At 71.4% G+C, this 15,248-nt stretch carries 16 protein-coding genes; 10 read left to right on the forward strand and 6 right to left on the reverse strand.

The features are described from left to right. Window positions 1-163: 163 nt before the first annotated feature. The 3 genes from ACFY93_RS30805 to ACFY93_RS30815 all read right to left on the reverse strand — a co-directional run bounded on the left by ACFY93_RS30805 (window position 164) and on the right by ACFY93_RS30815 (window position 3,888). Window positions 164-565 (reverse strand): helix-turn-helix domain-containing protein, encoded by a 402-nt coding sequence (locus ACFY93_RS30805; RefSeq protein WP_391365103.1) that lies wholly within the window; start codon window positions 563-565, stop codon window positions 164-166. 569 nt (window positions 566-1,134) lie between these two features. Next, the gene (locus ACFY93_RS30810; protein WP_391365105.1) at window positions 1,135-2,571 is read right to left on the reverse strand and encodes an insulinase family protein; all 1,437 of its coding nucleotides are present in this window, start codon (window positions 2,569-2,571) and stop codon (window positions 1,135-1,137) included. A gap of 3 nt (window positions 2,572-2,574) precedes the next feature. Beyond that, window positions 2,575-3,888, reverse strand: a complete 1,314-nt coding sequence (locus tag ACFY93_RS30815; RefSeq protein ID WP_391365108.1) for an insulinase family protein — start codon at window positions 3,886-3,888, stop codon at window positions 2,575-2,577. A gap of 193 nt (window positions 3,889-4,081) precedes the next feature. Between ACFY93_RS30815 and lxmK the strand changes: the two genes are divergently transcribed. The 5 genes from lxmK (at window position 4,082) to ACFY93_RS30840 (ending at window position 7,486) form a co-directional block, all read left to right on the forward strand. Continuing rightward, entirely contained in the window at window positions 4,082-5,218 is a 1,137-nt protein-coding gene (gene lxmK, locus ACFY93_RS30820; RefSeq protein ID WP_391365110.1) for a class V lanthionine synthetase subunit LxmK, read from the forward strand. Further along, window positions 5,215-6,189 carry a T3SS effector HopA1 family protein gene (locus ACFY93_RS30825; RefSeq protein ID WP_391365112.1) on the forward strand — a complete coding sequence of 325 codons (975 nt, stop codon included), beginning with the start codon at window positions 5,215-5,217 and terminating at the stop codon, window positions 6,187-6,189. Before lxmK ends, ACFY93_RS30825 begins: the two co-directional genes overlap by 4 nt. A gap of 18 nt (window positions 6,190-6,207) precedes the next feature. Further along, on the forward strand, window positions 6,208-6,540 hold the full coding sequence (locus ACFY93_RS30830; protein WP_391365114.1) for a hypothetical protein: 333 nt from the start codon (window positions 6,208-6,210) through the stop codon (window positions 6,538-6,540). Window positions 6,541-6,808: 268 nt separating this feature from the next. Next, the gene (locus ACFY93_RS30835) at window positions 6,809-6,997 is read left to right on the forward strand and encodes an LxmA leader domain family RiPP (RefSeq protein ID WP_391365116.1); all 189 of its coding nucleotides are present in this window, start codon (window positions 6,809-6,811) and stop codon (window positions 6,995-6,997) included. Between the two features lie 288 nt (window positions 6,998-7,285). Further along, the gene (locus ACFY93_RS30840; protein ID WP_391365118.1) at window positions 7,286-7,486 is read left to right on the forward strand and encodes an LxmA leader domain family RiPP; all 201 of its coding nucleotides are present in this window, start codon (window positions 7,286-7,288) and stop codon (window positions 7,484-7,486) included. A 68-nt stretch (window positions 7,487-7,554) separates the two neighbouring features. Here the strand turns inward: ACFY93_RS30840 and ACFY93_RS30845 are convergent, their stop codons facing one another. From ACFY93_RS30845 to ACFY93_RS30855, 3 genes are all read right to left on the reverse strand, one after another. After that, complete coding sequence (locus tag ACFY93_RS30845) at window positions 7,555-7,938, reverse strand: transcriptional regulator (protein ID WP_391365120.1); 384 nt, start codon at window positions 7,936-7,938, stop codon at window positions 7,555-7,557. Continuing rightward, entirely contained in the window at window positions 7,935-8,405 is a 471-nt protein-coding gene (locus ACFY93_RS30850; protein WP_391365122.1) for a hypothetical protein, read from the reverse strand. Before ACFY93_RS30850 ends, ACFY93_RS30845 begins: the two co-directional genes overlap by 4 nt. A 200-nt stretch (window positions 8,406-8,605) precedes the next feature. After that, entirely contained in the window at window positions 8,606-8,926 is a 321-nt protein-coding gene (locus ACFY93_RS30855) for a hypothetical protein (protein ID WP_391365124.1), read from the reverse strand. A 538-nt stretch (window positions 8,927-9,464) separates the two neighbouring features. On the opposite strand from ACFY93_RS30855, the gene ACFY93_RS30860 reads away from it, so the two are divergent. From ACFY93_RS30860 to ACFY93_RS30880, 5 genes are all read left to right on the forward strand, one after another. Next, window positions 9,465-11,183: an ABC transporter transmembrane domain-containing protein gene (locus ACFY93_RS30860; protein WP_391365126.1), complete on the forward strand. Its 1,719-nt coding sequence runs from the start codon at window positions 9,465-9,467 to the stop codon at window positions 11,181-11,183. A gap of 377 nt (window positions 11,184-11,560) precedes the next feature. Then, the gene (locus tag ACFY93_RS30865; RefSeq protein WP_391365129.1) at window positions 11,561-12,478 is read left to right on the forward strand and encodes a hypothetical protein; all 918 of its coding nucleotides are present in this window, start codon (window positions 11,561-11,563) and stop codon (window positions 12,476-12,478) included. Window positions 12,479-12,607: 129 nt separating this feature from the next. Further along, window positions 12,608-13,387 (forward strand): HAD-IIA family hydrolase, encoded by a 780-nt coding sequence (locus tag ACFY93_RS30870; RefSeq protein WP_391365131.1) that lies wholly within the window; start codon window positions 12,608-12,610, stop codon window positions 13,385-13,387. Between the two features lie 218 nt (window positions 13,388-13,605). After that, the gene (locus ACFY93_RS30875; protein WP_391365133.1) at window positions 13,606-13,971 is read left to right on the forward strand and encodes a hypothetical protein; all 366 of its coding nucleotides are present in this window, start codon (window positions 13,606-13,608) and stop codon (window positions 13,969-13,971) included. 201 nt (window positions 13,972-14,172) lie between these two features. Next, entirely contained in the window at window positions 14,173-15,189 is a 1,017-nt protein-coding gene (locus tag ACFY93_RS30880) for a glycoside hydrolase family 6 protein (RefSeq protein WP_391365135.1), read from the forward strand. The last annotated feature ends 59 nt before the right edge of the window (window positions 15,190-15,248 follow it).

The raw sequence follows: 15,248 nt of genomic DNA on the forward strand, positions 1-15,248 counted from the left end.
CACCCCCCAGGTCATTCCTTCGACAGGGGGACACAGTCATGCCGAGCCCGGAGGCCAGCGGCCCCGTTGCAGGACCGCGAAAAAGATAACGGGGGCACGGGTCATCCGCGGGCCGGACGGGCCTCACCCGTGTCGGGCTGAGCCGGCCGGCCGGCGGCGTGTTTCATCTTCCAGCGCGTGTAGGTGCGCCGAGGGATTCCCAGGATCTGGCAGTACCTCGAGACGTTGATCCTTGCGTCCTCCCTGATGGCCTCGAGGTCTGAAAAGGGACCGAGCGGTACTCACCCGATTTCCGTCGCACACGCAGCTGGACGTAGGCCTCTCCGAGTGCGGTCTTCAGTTCCGTGATCTCCGAAAGGAGGTCGCGCTCCCGCTGGGCATTGCGCGACGACCCCCCTTCGAGACCGGCCCGCCCGCCGTCGAGGAACTGTCTTTTCCAGTTTCCGATGGACTGCTCGGAAACGTTCGCGCGTCGGGCGGCCTCTGCGATCGTCCGGGACCCGGACAACACCTCGAGGACGATCTTCAGTTTTTCTGCAGCAGGCATTACCGGAGGGCGTGCCATCGCCTTTGGTCTCCCATGTGTATTACGCGCGGGACGGCAACAGGCCGCTCGTCCCGCGGTGGATCGGGGTGCCGACGGAGCGGCGGTCAGTCCGTTCCGTCGGTCTGGCTCCGCGTGAGCTGCGGCACCTGTGGGTCAGGGTCCAGGCCGGTCGCCTGAAGACCCGACTCAAACAGGGCTGGGGCAGTTCACGATGATGCGTGGGACTCCGCATCCCGGCGACGAACGATGTCCGCGCGGGCGCATACCGATCTGGTTCTTGACAGTTCCATGTGGTTCCCCCTAGGAAAGACGGGTCAGGTCTTTCTTGTGAACTCGCAGTGATCCCGCCATTCCGCGGCAGCGGTGAGGCGTCGCGACCGGACCGTGAATTCCGCACAGCCCGGCGAATGCCTGCGATATGAAGATCATATCCCTGGCTCATTGCACAGGGCAACTAGCTTGGGCCGCATTTGAGGTTGCGCATTGCGGACACATGGGAACGTAGTGCATGGGATGTTCCCGGCCCCGTTTCTGTCGTGAACCCGTGGCTGGAAACCGTCGGTGTGCCGGAGCCGGCTGACGGCCGGTCACACCCGCACAGCGCCGTCCGTGACCTCGCCGTCCGCGATCTCGACCCCGCCGACCGCACGCAGCCCCGAGGCCAGACGGTCCGCGTCCCCGACGACGACTCCGCTGAACGCGTCGGGATCGAAGAACTCGCGGGCCGCCCGGGCGACCTGGTCACGGGTGACGCCCCGCAGCAGCTCGGGGAAGGCCGTCACCCGCTCCGGCTCGTGACCCAGACACACCGCCGTGGCCACGCTGCCGGCGAAACCGGCCTGGGACGCGAGGGTGAGCATCGTCATGCCGACGGTGTACTCGCGCGCCGCGTCCACCTCCGCCGCGGACGGTGGCACCGTCGCCAGGCGTCCCAACTCGGCCCGGATCTCCCGGTAGGCGGTCGCCGTCACCTGCGTGGCCGTGTCGGCGTCGACGGTGAGCACGAGCCGGTCCAGATGGTCCTCGAACCCCGCCTCCGCCCGGTAGGCCAGCCCTTTCTCCTCCCGGATGCCGGTCACCAGCCGGGAGGAGAAGTACCCCCCGAACACCAGCGTGGCCAGACTCAGAGCCGGGAAGCGGTCATCGGTGCGCGCCACCACCGGCCGCACGAGCTTGATCTGCGACTGCACCGCGTCGGCCCGTGGCACCAGAGCCACCCGCCCGGCGTGCGGCGGCGGCAGCGTCGCGGGCGCCGGCGACGGTCCGCCCGCGTCCCAGGAGCGGGTGGCCGCGGCCACCGCCTCCACCGCCCGCTCCGGATCGAGGTCCCCGACCAGCACCAGCACCGTCCCCCCCGGGCGCAGCCGCTCGTGGTGCAGGGCCCGGACCGCCGCGCCGGTGACCGCGGCGACCGGCGCGGGGAAGGGCACCTCCTGCAGCGCGGGCAGTTCGCCGTAGCAGTGCGCCACCAGGGCCTCCTGCGCGATCACCTGTGGCTGCGCGCGGATCAACGCGATCTGGCGCGCCATCCGGTCCCGTACCGGCCCGATCTCCGCCTCGTCCGCGCTCACGTCGGTGACCGCGTCGGCCAGCGCGCCCACCAGGGTGCCGAGCGCGTGGCCGGGCGCGGAGCCCGACACCTGAAGCCAGCGCGAGGAACGGTGCGCGGACAGCGTGACGCCCTGTCTGGCCATACGGGCTTCCCGGCCCGCTCCCTCGTTGTGCCCGCGCCGGAACAGGAGAGTGGCCAGGACCTCAGCCGTGGCCGCGTGCGCGAAGGTGGTGCCGGCGAAGGGCACCGACATCCGCAGTTCGACCATCGGGGTGGACGGCTGGCGGGCCGCGATCACCCGCAGCCCGTTGGGCAGCACCGTGTCGGCCGTCGCGGGCAGGCGATGACCGCGGCGGGCCTCCAGGGGCGGCAGCGGGCGTGCTCCGGCCGCGGTGCGGCCGATCTCCGCGGCGCTGCGATGGGTACGGGCGGGTTCCCCGGCGGGGGAGGGGACCAACGAGGTTGCGGTCACGGGTCAGCTTCCTGACGGGATCGTGGAGAGGGACGGTGACGCGGCGGGGCGCAGCCTCAGCACGGCGCGCGCGTCCGGCCGCAGGGACGCGGCAGCCCGTGCCACGTCCTGTGCGCTCACGCGGGCGAGCCGGCCGGGCAGTTCACCGACGAGCTCGGCCTTGCCGAAGAGCACCTCCTGGGCCCCCAGGGCACGGGTGCGGGCCAGCAGCATGTCGTACTTGCGGTGCGTTCCCACGCTGCTGAGAGCCGTGGCCCGGGCCAGCTCCTCCTCGGTCGGGCCCTGCACGGCCAGCGCCGCGAGCTCCTGGTCCAGCACCTCGAGCAAGCGGTCCGTGGAGGTCTGGGGCTGATGCGTCGCCACGCACAGGAACGTCTCGGGATCCCTGGCCTCCAGCGCGCCGAAAAGACCGCAGCCGGTGCTCACGTCGGTCACCAGGGGAGAGGGGCCGTGGATCATCCGCCCCCGGAGCCTCGACGACTCGCCCGCACCGGTGAGCACCACGCACAGCACCATGTGCGCCAGGTAGGCGTCCAGGTCGCTGTTCGGGTCCGGCATGCGGTAGCCGACCGCGGTGGCCGGCATCGGCGCGTGCGGGTCGGCGTGGTCGCCGCGCAGCTCGCACCCGGGAGCCGGTTCGCTCAGGTCGAGCGGGACCGGCGGGCGCCGTGCCGGGACGTCGTGGAAGTGCCGGTCGACCAGTTCGGCCGTCCGGTCCACGTCGATGTCGCCCGCGACGGTCAGCACCGCGTTGCCCGGCGCGTAGTAGCGGTCGAAGAACGCGGCGCATTCCTCGACCGTGGCCTGTTCCAGGTCGGTGAAATCGCCGTAGCCGTTGTGTGCGTTGGGATAGGTGCTGAAGAGCAGCCCGGGCAGCACGGTCCAGGGAAAGCCGCCGTACGGTTTGTTCATGACGTTGAGGCGGATTTCCTCCTTGACCACGTTCACCTGGGTCCGCAGGTTGTCCTCGGTCAGTTTCGGGGCGCGCATCCGGTCGGCTTCCAGGAAGAGGACGCGTTCCAGCGCCCCGGACGGAACCACCTGGTAGAAATCCGTGTAGTCCTGGTGCGTCGACCCGTTGGCGGTACCGCCGGCCGCCTGCACACGAGCGAAGTGCTCGGTCCTGGCCACGCTTTCGCTGCCCTGGAACATCAGATGCTCGAAGAGATGGGCGAAACCGGAACGTCCCTGGGGCTCGGACCGGAAACCGACGTCGTAATGCACGCTGACACCCACCGCCGGGACGGCGGATATCGGGTACAGAACGACCCGCAGGCCGTTGGGCAGCGTGAAACGGTGCAGGTTCGCAGGGGGCATGCCCGGTACCTTAGGGGACCGGGACGGCGCCAAGAAGGCCGCAGTTAACCGATTACTTGGGTGGGGAAAGCCCCGCCCGCCCGGCCGCCGACGGCACGTCTCCCCGAAGTCCCGGTCCGCCCCCACCTAAGAATCCCGCGATAGTGAGCCATCTGTTGTCGGCGCCCGCGGACGCTTCCTACGCTCCGTGACCGTGATTACAGATCAAGAATCGAAGTCTCACCCGACTCGCGTCCGCTTCGATCCGGTCCACCTGGGCAAGGCTCCCGAAGTGGAGGCGTTCCTCGGCCGGCTCGGGCTGGGTTCCTTCGACTCGGACACCGTCGTCGCACACATCGGCCGCAACGACAACTGGGCCGGCACCACCACGACCGGTGCCAAGGTTTTCGTCAAGCGGGTCGGCGGCGGCGACCCGGACGACGTTCTGCGGCGCTACCACCGCATCCTGGCGTTCGAGACGATCGCGTCACGCCTGAGCGGCAGCGAACTGCGCGGTCCTCAACTCCTCGGCCACGACGAGGAACACCGACTGGTGGCCTTCACACGCCTGGAAGACGCGCAGTCGGGATTCGAGCTCTCGACCGACGACGCCTTCGACGACGCCCTGTGCCACCGGGCCGGCCGCATCCTCGGCATCCTGCACACCCTGCCGCTCGAACGCGGCACCCTGGACGAGGACCCCCACCCGTCCCCGGCGATGGACCACTTCGACGCCCTGGCGCTGCCCGTCTTCGTGCATTCGGCCTTCGCCGAGATCGAATCGTGGTCCCTGCTCCAGTCCGACGCCGAACTGGCGCCCGCCCTGCACGAGTTGCGGCGTCTCGAAGCCGCCGCGCCCCGGGTGCCGGCACACGGCGACATCCGCCTCGACCAGTACCTCCTGTCCGGTGACGACCTCTACCTCACCGACTGGGAGGAACTGCGCTTCGGCGACGCCGCCCGCGACATCGGCGGATTCGTCGGCGAGTGGCTCTACCGGGTGATCCAGGGCATCCCCAAGGCGATCAACGAGGACCCCGGCCACGCCTTCGGCCACGAGGCGACGCACGAGGACATCCTCGCCCACGGCGCACGGGAGATCGACCGTCTGCGCCCGCGCATCGAAGCCTTCTGGGCCGGCTACCGCGAGGAGCGCCCCACCCTGGACGACGGCTTCACCAGCCGTGTCGCCGCCTTCAGCGGCTGGCACATGATCGACCGCATGCTCGCCGGCGCCAAGTTCGGCACCCGGCTGTCGGCCGGCGACCGCGCGGCCGCCGGCATCGGACGCACCGTCCTGCTGGCCCCGCAGAACTTCACCGCCGTACTCGGTCTGGAAGGCACCTCATGACCACCGCCCTGGGCATCGTCGCCCCCGCGATCTCGACAGCACTGGCCACGACCGAGGTCGCCGCTGACGGCCTCACCGCCACCGCGGGTGACAGGGAACTGGACGCCCAGACCCCCGGAGCCCTCGCCAAGCGGCTCGGCGACCTCTTCTACCAGGACCTGCACGCCGGCATGACGGACCAGGACGACACCGTCCGGCAACGCAGCCTGCGTGACGACGCGTTCGACCGGCGGCTGTTCGCCGCGATGCCGCACCGCACCAGCCTCGTCCCGGCCGTCGTGCTCGGCGACGGCTCCGCTCCGGACACCGTGATCGTCCGACTCGACGGCGTACGCGTACGGGTCCCGCGCGACAGCATCACCGACGGGCCGGACGCCGCCTCGCGGGTCACCCTGCGCATACCCTCACCGCGCCCCTCCCTGTCCACCGGGTTCTTCCTGACCGACGGCTCCCGCGGACGGGTCGGCGGATCTCCGATGCTGCGCCTGTACTTCCATGTGACCGACGCCGAGGCGGCACCCGAGGCCTGGCACACGGTGCTGTCCCGGCTGGAGGAGCTGCGGCTGCGCTACCGCGCCAAGGTCAGCTCCTCGCTGAAGCACTTCCCGCGCCGTGACGCGCTGGTGGTGTACCTCGGCTCCGACGCCTGGCACGCGGCCGCCGACATCGCCGACTCGGTCCGCGGCCTGCCCGGACTGGGCGAGGCCACCTCGCCGTTCGTCCACCGGATCGCCGACGGAGTGGGCGCGGCCTGGGAGCCGGACGACCCGCGTTCGGGCAAGGGCGGACTCAGCTTCGGGGAGCACCGCTGCCAGATGCTGGCCGAGGCGCTGGTGAGGCATGCCGTGCGGGGTGACGGCGGTTCCCGTGAGGCCCTCATCGCCGAGGCGTACCTCAACGCCAACGTGGACCCGCTGCTGCCCGCCCGGAACCTGGACTCTCCCCTCATGCCGGGAATCGGCCTGGTATGACCACGAGTCGGTGAGCCGATGAACCACACTCCGCCCCCCGACCCGCCGGAGCTGACCTCCGAGGACAAGGCCGGCATCGTCCTCAGCGTGCTGTCCGGCCGCGAGACCGTCGGGGAGGCCGCCGGTCGGCACGCCCACGTCTCCGAACGCTCCCTGCTCGACTGGCGTGAGGCGTTCATCGAGGGCGGGCTGCGCGAACTCCAGGGGAGCGCGGCCCACCGGACGCCGCCGCGCGAGACCCTGCTCGAGGCCGAGGCGGCCGAACTGAAGAGCGCTCTGGGCGAGGTCTGCCTCGAACTGAACGTATGGCAGGCACTCGGGGCCTGCCGGCAGCGCCGTCCGGAGCCCTGACGACCGCCGTCCGCGCATCCTGGCCCGGGAACCCACACGTCACGGTGGGCTCCCGGGCCAGAACAATTTCCTGCGGGCGGGCCGTCCCAAATTTTACGGCGCGGAAGTGTGAGCCAATTCCTGTGGATCGGCCCGGCATTCCCCAGGTGGCGCGGGTTCCGGCAAAGTCTCCGATAATTTTCTCGTAGCGCGGGCGACGGAATGTGCGGTCGAATGGACTCAGAGCGGGAAATGCCTCGCTCCTCATTCCACTCAGCGAAGGAACGTCATGAACACCGCAGACCAGCTCCTGACCGGCTACACCGCGTACACCAGCGCCCAGGAGTTCGGCGCCAGCGCGGAGGCCGAGGCCCCGGCGACGACGCCCACCGTCACCGTTTCCTCCCCCGAGTGCGTCTACTTCTCGCTCGGTGCCTCCGCCGGCAGCATCGCCAGCACCAAGGCCTGGGGCTGCTGACCCAGCGTCACTGATCCACCGAGCGGGTGTCCGTCTGACAACAGGCGGGCACCCGCTTCCGTGTTGGTGCGGAACCGGGCGACGACGGCCGTGAAATCGCGGCCCCCAACTTTGCCGCGGCAATCCGTGCGCAACGAGGTTGGGTTCTTCCGCGGAAAGCACAGGTCACGGGGTCGGCGATACCAATGATGCGTAAGATTTCCGTGGTCGCGCCGACGTGAATGTGATCGAATGGATTTCGGGCAGGGAAGATCCGGCCCGTCTCGTTGAATTCAGTGAAGGAATCTCATGAACACTGCAGACCAGCTCCTCGCCGGCTACACCGCCTACACCAACGCTGAGGAGTTCGGCGCCAGCGCCTCGGCCGAGGCCCCCGCCACCACCCCGAGCATCCTCAGCTTCATCGGTGGTTCCAGCGGCGGCTGCGGCGCGGCTGTCAGCGCCATCTCCGGTGCCGGCGTCTCCGCCACGGCGCACTGGGGCTGCTGAACCGCCTGCCTGCCCGCAGGCAGTGCTCACCGCTGGGCGCCTGTGCCTTCAGGCGCCCAGCGGCACTTCTATGTCCGCTCCCCGCCGCCGCCACCGGAGCCGGGCACCTCGGCCCCCGGCATCTCCGCCGCCGGCATCTCCGCTCCGGCCCGGCGGGCGGCCCCGGCCAGCGCCTCCAGAGCGGCCAAATGCCCGGCGAGGGCCTTGCGGCCGGGCAGGGTGAGCGCCAGCCAGGTGCGGGGACGCTTGCCGAAGTAGCCCTTGCGGACGCTCACATAGCCGGCCTTCTCCAGCGCGGCGACCGTCTTGCTCAGTACGGAGTCGGTGACCCCGCAGTAGTCCCGCACCGTGCTGAACTCGGCCTCCGCGCAGCTCGAGAGGAACGCGGCCACCGTCAGCCGGGTGGGGTGGTGGATCTCCTTGTCCAGGCCGGGCGGGCCCGCGTCGGTCACGACGCCTCCCGGGCACCGGCACGAGCGCGGCCGGCCCGCAGCCAGGACACCGCGCCGGCCACCACGCCGAATCCCACGAACGCTCCGGCCGTACCCCACAGGAGGGCCGCCACCAGGCCCGCGGCGAAGGGAAGCAGGGGCAGGACGCACGCACCCCACGCGGTGCCGCGCTCGCGCCCGGCGAACCACGGTGCGGCTCCCGACGCGTGCTGAACCCTCCAGGTCACGGCGAGGAAGGCGCCCGCGCAGAGCAGCGCGGCCGCGAGGATCCAGCCCTCCCGGCCGGGCCATTCCCGCACCAGGCCGAAGCCGCTCATTGCCGCGGCGAGCAGCAGGCCGTGGGTGGCGGGAAACCAGGCGGGGACCGCGTGTGCCGACTGCCGTGCCGCGCTCTCGGCGGCCCGCGCGGTGCGCAGTGCCGCGGCGGCGGAATCGGCACTGGGCCGCATCGCTCCTGAAGTGGTCATGGGTTCTCCGGCTTCCGTACGACGGGTGCGCTTACTCATGCCAGACTGGCATCTACTTTCCAACTTGGCAAGTACTTTCTGCCTCGTCGTCTCCGGGTGCACGTGAGCCCCGCCGGAAACGGGTCCCGGCGGGGCTCACGTGCACCCAAGTGCGCTGCGATGACGTCGGCCTGAGGACGCGTCACCCCCGGCCACGGGCGTCATGCCTGCTGGGCGAGCTTCGCCTCCCGTGCCAGCTCGGTGGCGGCTACAAGGCCCAGCCCCGGCAGTTCCTGGCGCAGGGCCCGTATCGCCGCCACCTCGTGGGTGACGGGGTCCACGCCGTCGCGCTCCAGGATTCCCCGGGCCCACCGCACCCGCGGCTCACCGCCCCGCTCCGCCAGTTCGTCCAGGATCCGCGCGGCCCGCCGCAGTCCGGCGGCCTCGTCGGCGGGAGCGTCGGACAGGGCCTGGCGCACCGCATCACGCGCTTCGCCGAGATCGCTCAGCGCGACGAGGTGCACTTCCTTCTTGTTGAACATTCTTGTTCCTTCTCTCCCCGGCCGTCCGAGATCGCCGCCCGGAGAAGTGCCGGACGGACCAACTCCCGTCCACGCTACAGGTTCTCGGAAGCGCCCCCTCCGCCGCGCGGACAATGGCCTTCCTGGGCGCAAACTTTGGGATGCCGCTACCTGCGCCAGATCATGTGAAGGCTTACGGAACACGGCAGTCGGCCCCGGCGGGCCAAGGATAGGAGTTACTTTGCCGGGCGCGCGTGTGGTGGACTGGCCCAGGCTGGAGCGCGGAGGACGGAAACGGTTTCTCCGGCGGCATCGCGGAGGAATCCGCCTGCCATAAAGCGGTCTCCGGCTGCCGAAAGTACCGGCGTGAAAGGCGGTTACTTTTCACGCCTTCGCTGCGACAGTGAGCGCCCATCGCTGACTTCCGTCATAAGTCCCGAACGGCGAACTCCAGGACACCACGCCGCTGAACACGATCTCTTCTCATATGAGGTGGAACAAGCGCATGTCAGCCGCCCGCGACACAACCGCCCCCCGCCTGAGACTGGGCGCTGACCTCATGAGCGGATCCCGCCTGCCGTTGGCCGTCGCAGCCCTGCTGGCGCTGATATCCGCTGCCGCGACGCTCGTTGTGCCGCTCATCGTCAGAGACCTCGTCAAAGCCCTTGCCGGTACCGACGAACTACTCCGGCCGGTCCTGCTGATGATCGCCGTCGCCCTCGCCGGTGCTCTGGCCGCCACCGTCTCGGGATACCTGCTCGCCCGGATCGGCGAGAAAATGATCCTGCGCCTGCGCTCCCGCGTCATGGAGCACGCCATGCGCCTTCCGCTGCACGAAGTGCGGACGCAGGGACCCGGCAACCTCGTCGCACGCGTCACCTCCGACGCCATGATGCTCCGCTCCGTCATCGATGTCGGGGCGGTCCAACTCCCGCTGTCCGCCATCACCGTGATGGCCACCCTCGTCGTCATGGGCATCCTGGACTGGGTGCTCGTGCTGATCACCATCGGGTCCTTCGCGCTGGCCGGCACCGTCATCGGCCTGGTCATCGTCCGGGTGCGGCGCAGCATCAACGCCCAGCAGACGGCCCTGGGCGAGCTCGCCCAGCGTTTCACCGCCACGCTCGCGTCCCTGCCCACGATCAAGGCCTGCCGCGCGGAAACCCACACCGCCCTCGGCCTGGAGCGGGACGCGTCCGACCTGACCGACTCCACGCTCCACAGCGCCCGCCTGCAGTCCCTCATCGGCCCGGTGATGGGCCTGGGGCAGCAGATCGCCCTGGTCAGCATCATTCTCGGCGGCGGCGCCCGCATGGCCTCCGGCGACCTGACCATGCCGGACTTCATCGCCTTCCTGCTCTTCCTGCTCCAGCTCGTCGCCCCGGTCGCCGTCGTCGCCTCCAGCATCAGCCAGCTCCAGGCCGGTCTCGCCGCACGCGCACGCTTCGACGACCTGCTCTTCCTGCCGCAGGAGGCCGCCGGCACGGCGACCACCGAGCCGGCCCCCGTTCAGGACGCCCCCGGAGTCGAGTTCACCGGCGTGGCCTTCGCGTACGGCGACGAACCTGTCCTGAGGGACCTCACCTTCGCCGCCCCCCGCCGCGGTCTCACCGCCCTCGTCGGGCACTCCGGGGCCGGCAAGTCGACCGTCCTGACCCTGGTCGAGCGCTTCATGCACCCCGACCAGGGCTCGATCCGCGTCCTGGGCCACGACGTGGACGACTGGCCGCTGGACGCCCTGCGCCGCCGCGTGACGTACGTCGACCAGGCCTTCACCCTGCTGGAAGGCACCGTCCGCGAAAACCTGCTGCTGGGCGGTGACACCCTTCCAGGCGACGACGCTCTCCTGGACGCCCTTGACGCCGTGGCCCTGCGCGACGAGGTCCTGCGACTCCCGGACGGCCTCGACACCACCCTCGGACGCGCCACCGACCTCTCCGGCGGCCAGCGCCAGCGTCTCGCCCTGGCCCGCGCCCTGCTCACCGACGCCGACGTGGTCCTCCTGGACGAACCGACGTCCCAACTGGACAGCATCAACGAGCAGCGGCTGCGCGATCTGGTCACCCGGCTGGCCCAGGACCGGGCCGTGGTCGTCGTCGCCCACCGGCTCTCCACCGTCCAGCACGCCGACCACGTACTCGTCATGGATTCCGGCCGCGCCCTGGACGCCGGGACGCACCCGGAACTGCTCGCCCGCTGCCCGCAGTACCAGGACCTGGTCCGCAACCAGCAGTGGTCGGCGGAGGCCGACACCGTCCCGCAGGTCGTTCCCGCCTAGCCGCGCTCCGTCGGGCTCGGCCTCCGAAGTGGTCCGAGCGCGCGCCGTGCCGGTCGGCAGGGGTGGGCCGTACGAGGGGACTTCGGGGGCCGGGCGGGGGACTTCCGGGGCGTGGTGACCGCGGGGCGGGCCGGGCGTGGGAGGTACATCGCGCGTGCACAAGACGCACCGCGCGTCGGAGGTACACCCAGCCTGACGCTTCCGATCCCGTCCGCCCTCGATCGGTAAGGCCCCTGATGCGACCGGCACTGCGACCGCCCTCACCTCCGTCCTCGCGCCGGCGCACGCGACGGCCACGTCCGCCCCGGCGACCGTCCCCCTCCCCGTCGCTGCCCCTGCTCCACCTGGCGCTGCTGCGTTCGGCGGCCCCGCTCGCCGTGTCCGCGCTGGCAGCCGTACCGTCCGCGCCGGGCCTCGTGTCCACGGCGGCGCCCGCAGCCCACGCGTCGGCCGCCGTACGGGCACCCGCCGCCCCCGCCTGCGCCGCCTCCCACGCCGGGGACTTCCCCGTCCGGACCCGTATCCACGGCGGCCCCGACGTCTACGAGGCCGGCGGCGAGGCCCGGACCTGGTACATCGACCTCACCAACACCACCGCCGGCGTCTGCACCGGCATCCACCCGGTCGTCGTGTTCGTCGACGAACAGCGGGCGCTCCGCCCCGAGCAGGCGGAGCTGGAGTTCTACGAGGACCGGCGCGCGCACCCGGTCACCTTCCAGCGCACCGACGAGGACGAGATCGTAGGGGCGTTCGACGACGGGTTCCGGGGCTTCACCGTGGCGCCCGGCCGGACGCTCACCGTGAAGGTCCGCCTCGCCCTGGCCCCCGGCGCCCACGCACCCAACGACGTCATGGCCAACGCGGCCGTGGTGCAGCGGCACGAGGACGACGGCGACTGGGTGGGCCAGTCGAACGACTACCGGTTCCGTGTCGACGCTGGCTCCGAGGACGAGGACGAGGGCGCCGCCGACCCCGACGACGGCTCGTACGAGGCCGGAGGCGACACTGACAGCGGCACCGGGACCGACCACGGCACCGGCCACCACGCCGACCAGGACGCCGGTCAGGACACCGGCACCGCTCCGGGCGACCCTCCCGGCGCGTCCGGGCACGGCGACGCCGACCGCCCGCGACAGCCGCTGCTCGCCGACGAGCTGGCCGGGACCGGACAGCGCCCCTCGCACCACCGGCTGGCCCTGGTCGCCGGGATCGCCGCGAGCCTGTCCCTCACGACCGGCGGCCTGCTGCTCCTGGTGGCCCGGCGGGTGGCCCACGGGCGGCGCCGCCGCGGCTGAGGCGGAGGCGGCGGCGCCGGCACGGCGGGCCGGTCCGCACCGGATCGCATCCTGGAACGGAGGACCGCGTCCGAACGGTTGATCGCTAGGCTGGGGCTCACGCAGCACCGCGCAGGGCAGGAGACCCACATGGCAGAGCGCAGGCCCATCGAGTCGTGGCTCACCGACATGGACGGTGTACTCATCCACGAGGGCGTCCCGATCCCCGGCGCCAACGCCTTCGTCAAGAGGCTGCGGGACTCGGGCAAGCCGTTCCTGGTGCTGACGAACAACTCGATCTACACCGCGCGCGACCTGCACGCCCGGCTGCGCCGCATGGACCTGGACGTGCCGGTCGGCAACATCTGGACGTCCGCGCTGGCGACCGCCAAGTTCCTGGAGGACCAGCGTCCCGGCGGCACGGCGTACGTGATCGGCGAGGCCGGTCTCACCACGGCCCTGCACGACATCGGGTACGTCCTGACCGACCACGAGCCGGACTACGTGGTCCTCGGCGAGACCCGTACGTACTCCTTCGAGGCCATGACCAAGGCGGTCCGGCTGATCAACGACGGGGCCCGTTTCATCTGCACCAACCCCGACGAGACCGGCCCCTCCGCCGAGGGTCCGCTGCCCGCGACGGGCGCGGTGGCCGCGCTCATCACCAAGGCGACCGGGAAGAAGCCGTACTTCGCGGGCAAGCCGAACCCCCTGATGATGCGGACCGGCCTCAACGCGATCGGCGCGCACTCGGAGTCCAGCGCGATGATCGGCGACCGGATGGACACGGACGTCCTCGCCGGGCTGGAGGCGGGGATGCAGACGTTCCTGGTGCTGACCGGGCTGACCACGCCCGCGGAGATCGAGCGGTACCCGTTCCGCCCGTCGGAGGTCGTCGACTCGATCGCGGACCTCGTCGACCGCGTCTGACCCGACCCCGTACGGCCGACCCGCACGACCGACCCGCACGACCGACCCGCACGACCGCCCGGCGCGGCCGACCCGCACGACCGGGCCGCGCACGCGGGGAACGCCGGGGAACGCCGGGGCCGAAACCCGGTACCGCCCGGATGGAGCAGTGCCGGGCGTGCCGGAGATGCGACGGCCGTCCTCCCGGGGGAGCCTCCAGGTAGTACTGGAGGTTCACGATGGGTTCAGCGCGTATCACTCTGTGCACCCTGGGAGCGGGAGTCGTGATCGCCACCGCGGTCACGCCGGCGCTCCTGCCCACCGCGTACGCGGGTGCCCCCGGCGTGTCCACGGCGTCGGCGTCCCCCGGCCCGCGCCACGTCCTCGCCCCCGGCATGTACGGCACGGCCCCCGCCCGCGCCGAGTCGGCCTCCGTGGCCCCGGCGGGCGCCCGCGGAAGCGGCACAGCGGCGGACCACGCGTCGGTGGAGACCCATGAGGACGGGCCCGGCACCTGGCAGACCGTGGTGGGCCTCGTGCTCGCGGCCGTCGCTGCGATCGCCGTGGCCGTCCGCAGCGTGCGCCGCGGCCGCGGCGACGACTGAGGCGCCCGGAGACCGCGCCGGGGCAAGGGGCCCCGCGCTCACCCCGGGTTCTCCCCTGCTGACGCCAAGTCCCCTTCCTGTGGCCCCGCTTGAGTACGCGGGCGCCGTAACAGCTCTCCGACAAGGGTCGTACGCCGCCGTGGCCGACCCGTCACGTATGCCAGGATTGATCCTTCGGACGGTGTACCGAGGGGGAGTCGGATGTGCGGCAGCAGGCGGGCCGGGTCGAGGGCGTCCGTGGCGGTGGCGGGGGCGGCACTGCTGCTCGCGGGGTGCTTCTCCTCCGGGGGCGACGAGGGCAAGGACGGCGCCGGTGCCGAGGTGACCCAGCAGCCCAAGGGCACGGACCCGTTCTGGGTCGACCCGGACGGGAAGGCGGCCGAGCAGCTCGCCGCGTACGAGAAGGCGGGCAAGGAGGACCAGGCCGAGCAGATCCGCAAGATCGCCCGGCAGCCCGCCGGCCAGTGGATCGGCCCGGAGAACCCGGAGCGGGAGGCGCGCGGTTTCACCGAGGCCGCCGAGAAGGCCGGCCGGGACGCCGTTCTCGTCCTCTACAACATCCCCCACCGGGACTGCGGCCAGTTCTCGCAGGGGGGCGCGGCCGACGGCGACGCCTACCGCGGCTGGATCGACGGGGTCGCCCGGGGCATCGGGGACCGGCCCGCGACGGTGATCCTGGAGCCGGACGCCGTGCTGCACCTGGTCGACCGGTGCACACCCGCGGAGTTCCACGAGGAGCGCTACGACCTCCTCAAGGGTGCCGTCGGCACACTCGCGGCCCTGAAGAACACCAAGGTCTACCTGGACGCGGGCAACGCGGGCTGGGGTCACCCGGACCAGATCTACGAGCCGCTGAAGCGGGCGGGCGCCGAGCAGGCCGACGGCTTCGCGGTCAACGTCTCCAACTTCTATACGACCGAGGACTCCGTCGCGTACGGCAAGCAGCTGTCCGCGAAGGTCGGCGGCAAGCCCTTCGTCGTCGACACCAGCCGCAACGGCAACGGCCCGTACACCGGGGGCGAGGCCGACGAGAACTGGTGCAATCCGCCGGGACGCGCGCTCGGCGAGACGCCGACCACCAAGACCGGCGACCCGCTCGTCGACGCGTATCTGTGGGTCAAGCGCCCGGGGGAGTCCGACGGAACCTGCAAGGGCGGCCCGAAGGCCGGCCAGTGGTGGGCCGCGTACGCACTCGGACTGGCCAGGGCGAGCGAGTAGGTCAGGACCGTCCACGCGCCCGAGGGCGCCCGCCGCCTCCAAGGGCGCCCCCGGTCACG

It is taken from the genome of Streptomyces sp. NPDC008313 (assembly GCF_042956125.1).
Taxonomy (GTDB): Bacteria; Actinomycetota; Actinomycetes; order Streptomycetales; family Streptomycetaceae; genus Streptomyces.

What these genes read in the sequence shown, in the direction of transcription:
- ACFY93_RS30875 (WP_391365133.1), top strand. Translation starts at nt 13,606, where the DNA reads ATGGGTTCAGCGCGTATCACTCTGTGCACCCTGGGAGCGGGAGTCGTG.
- ACFY93_RS30830 (WP_391365114.1), top strand. Translation starts at nt 6,208, where the DNA reads ATGAACCACACTCCGCCCCCCGACCCGCCGGAGCTGACCTCCGAGGAC.
- ACFY93_RS30815 (WP_391365108.1), bottom strand. Translation starts at nt 3,888, where the DNA reads ATGCCCCCTGCGAACCTGCACCGTTTCACGCTGCCCAACGGCCTGCGG.
- ACFY93_RS30880 (WP_391365135.1), top strand. Translation starts at nt 14,173, where the DNA reads ATGTGCGGCAGCAGGCGGGCCGGGTCGAGGGCGTCCGTGGCGGTGGCG.
- ACFY93_RS30860 (WP_391365126.1), top strand. Translation starts at nt 9,465, where the DNA reads ATGAGCGGATCCCGCCTGCCGTTGGCCGTCGCAGCCCTGCTGGCGCTG.
- ACFY93_RS30855 (WP_391365124.1), bottom strand. Translation starts at nt 8,926, where the DNA reads ATGTTCAACAAGAAGGAAGTGCACCTCGTCGCGCTGAGCGATCTCGGC.
- ACFY93_RS30850 (WP_391365122.1), bottom strand. Translation starts at nt 8,405, where the DNA reads ATGACCACTTCAGGAGCGATGCGGCCCAGTGCCGATTCCGCCGCCGCG.
- ACFY93_RS30825 (WP_391365112.1), top strand. Translation starts at nt 5,215, where the DNA reads ATGACCACCGCCCTGGGCATCGTCGCCCCCGCGATCTCGACAGCACTG.
- ACFY93_RS30805 (WP_391365103.1), bottom strand. Translation starts at nt 565, where the DNA reads ATGGCACGCCCTCCGGTAATGCCTGCTGCAGAAAAACTGAAGATCGTC.
- ACFY93_RS30835 (WP_391365116.1), top strand. Translation starts at nt 6,809, where the DNA reads ATGAACACCGCAGACCAGCTCCTGACCGGCTACACCGCGTACACCAGC.
- ACFY93_RS30870 (WP_391365131.1), top strand. Translation starts at nt 12,608, where the DNA reads ATGGCAGAGCGCAGGCCCATCGAGTCGTGGCTCACCGACATGGACGGT.
- ACFY93_RS30840 (WP_391365118.1), top strand. Translation starts at nt 7,286, where the DNA reads ATGAACACTGCAGACCAGCTCCTCGCCGGCTACACCGCCTACACCAAC.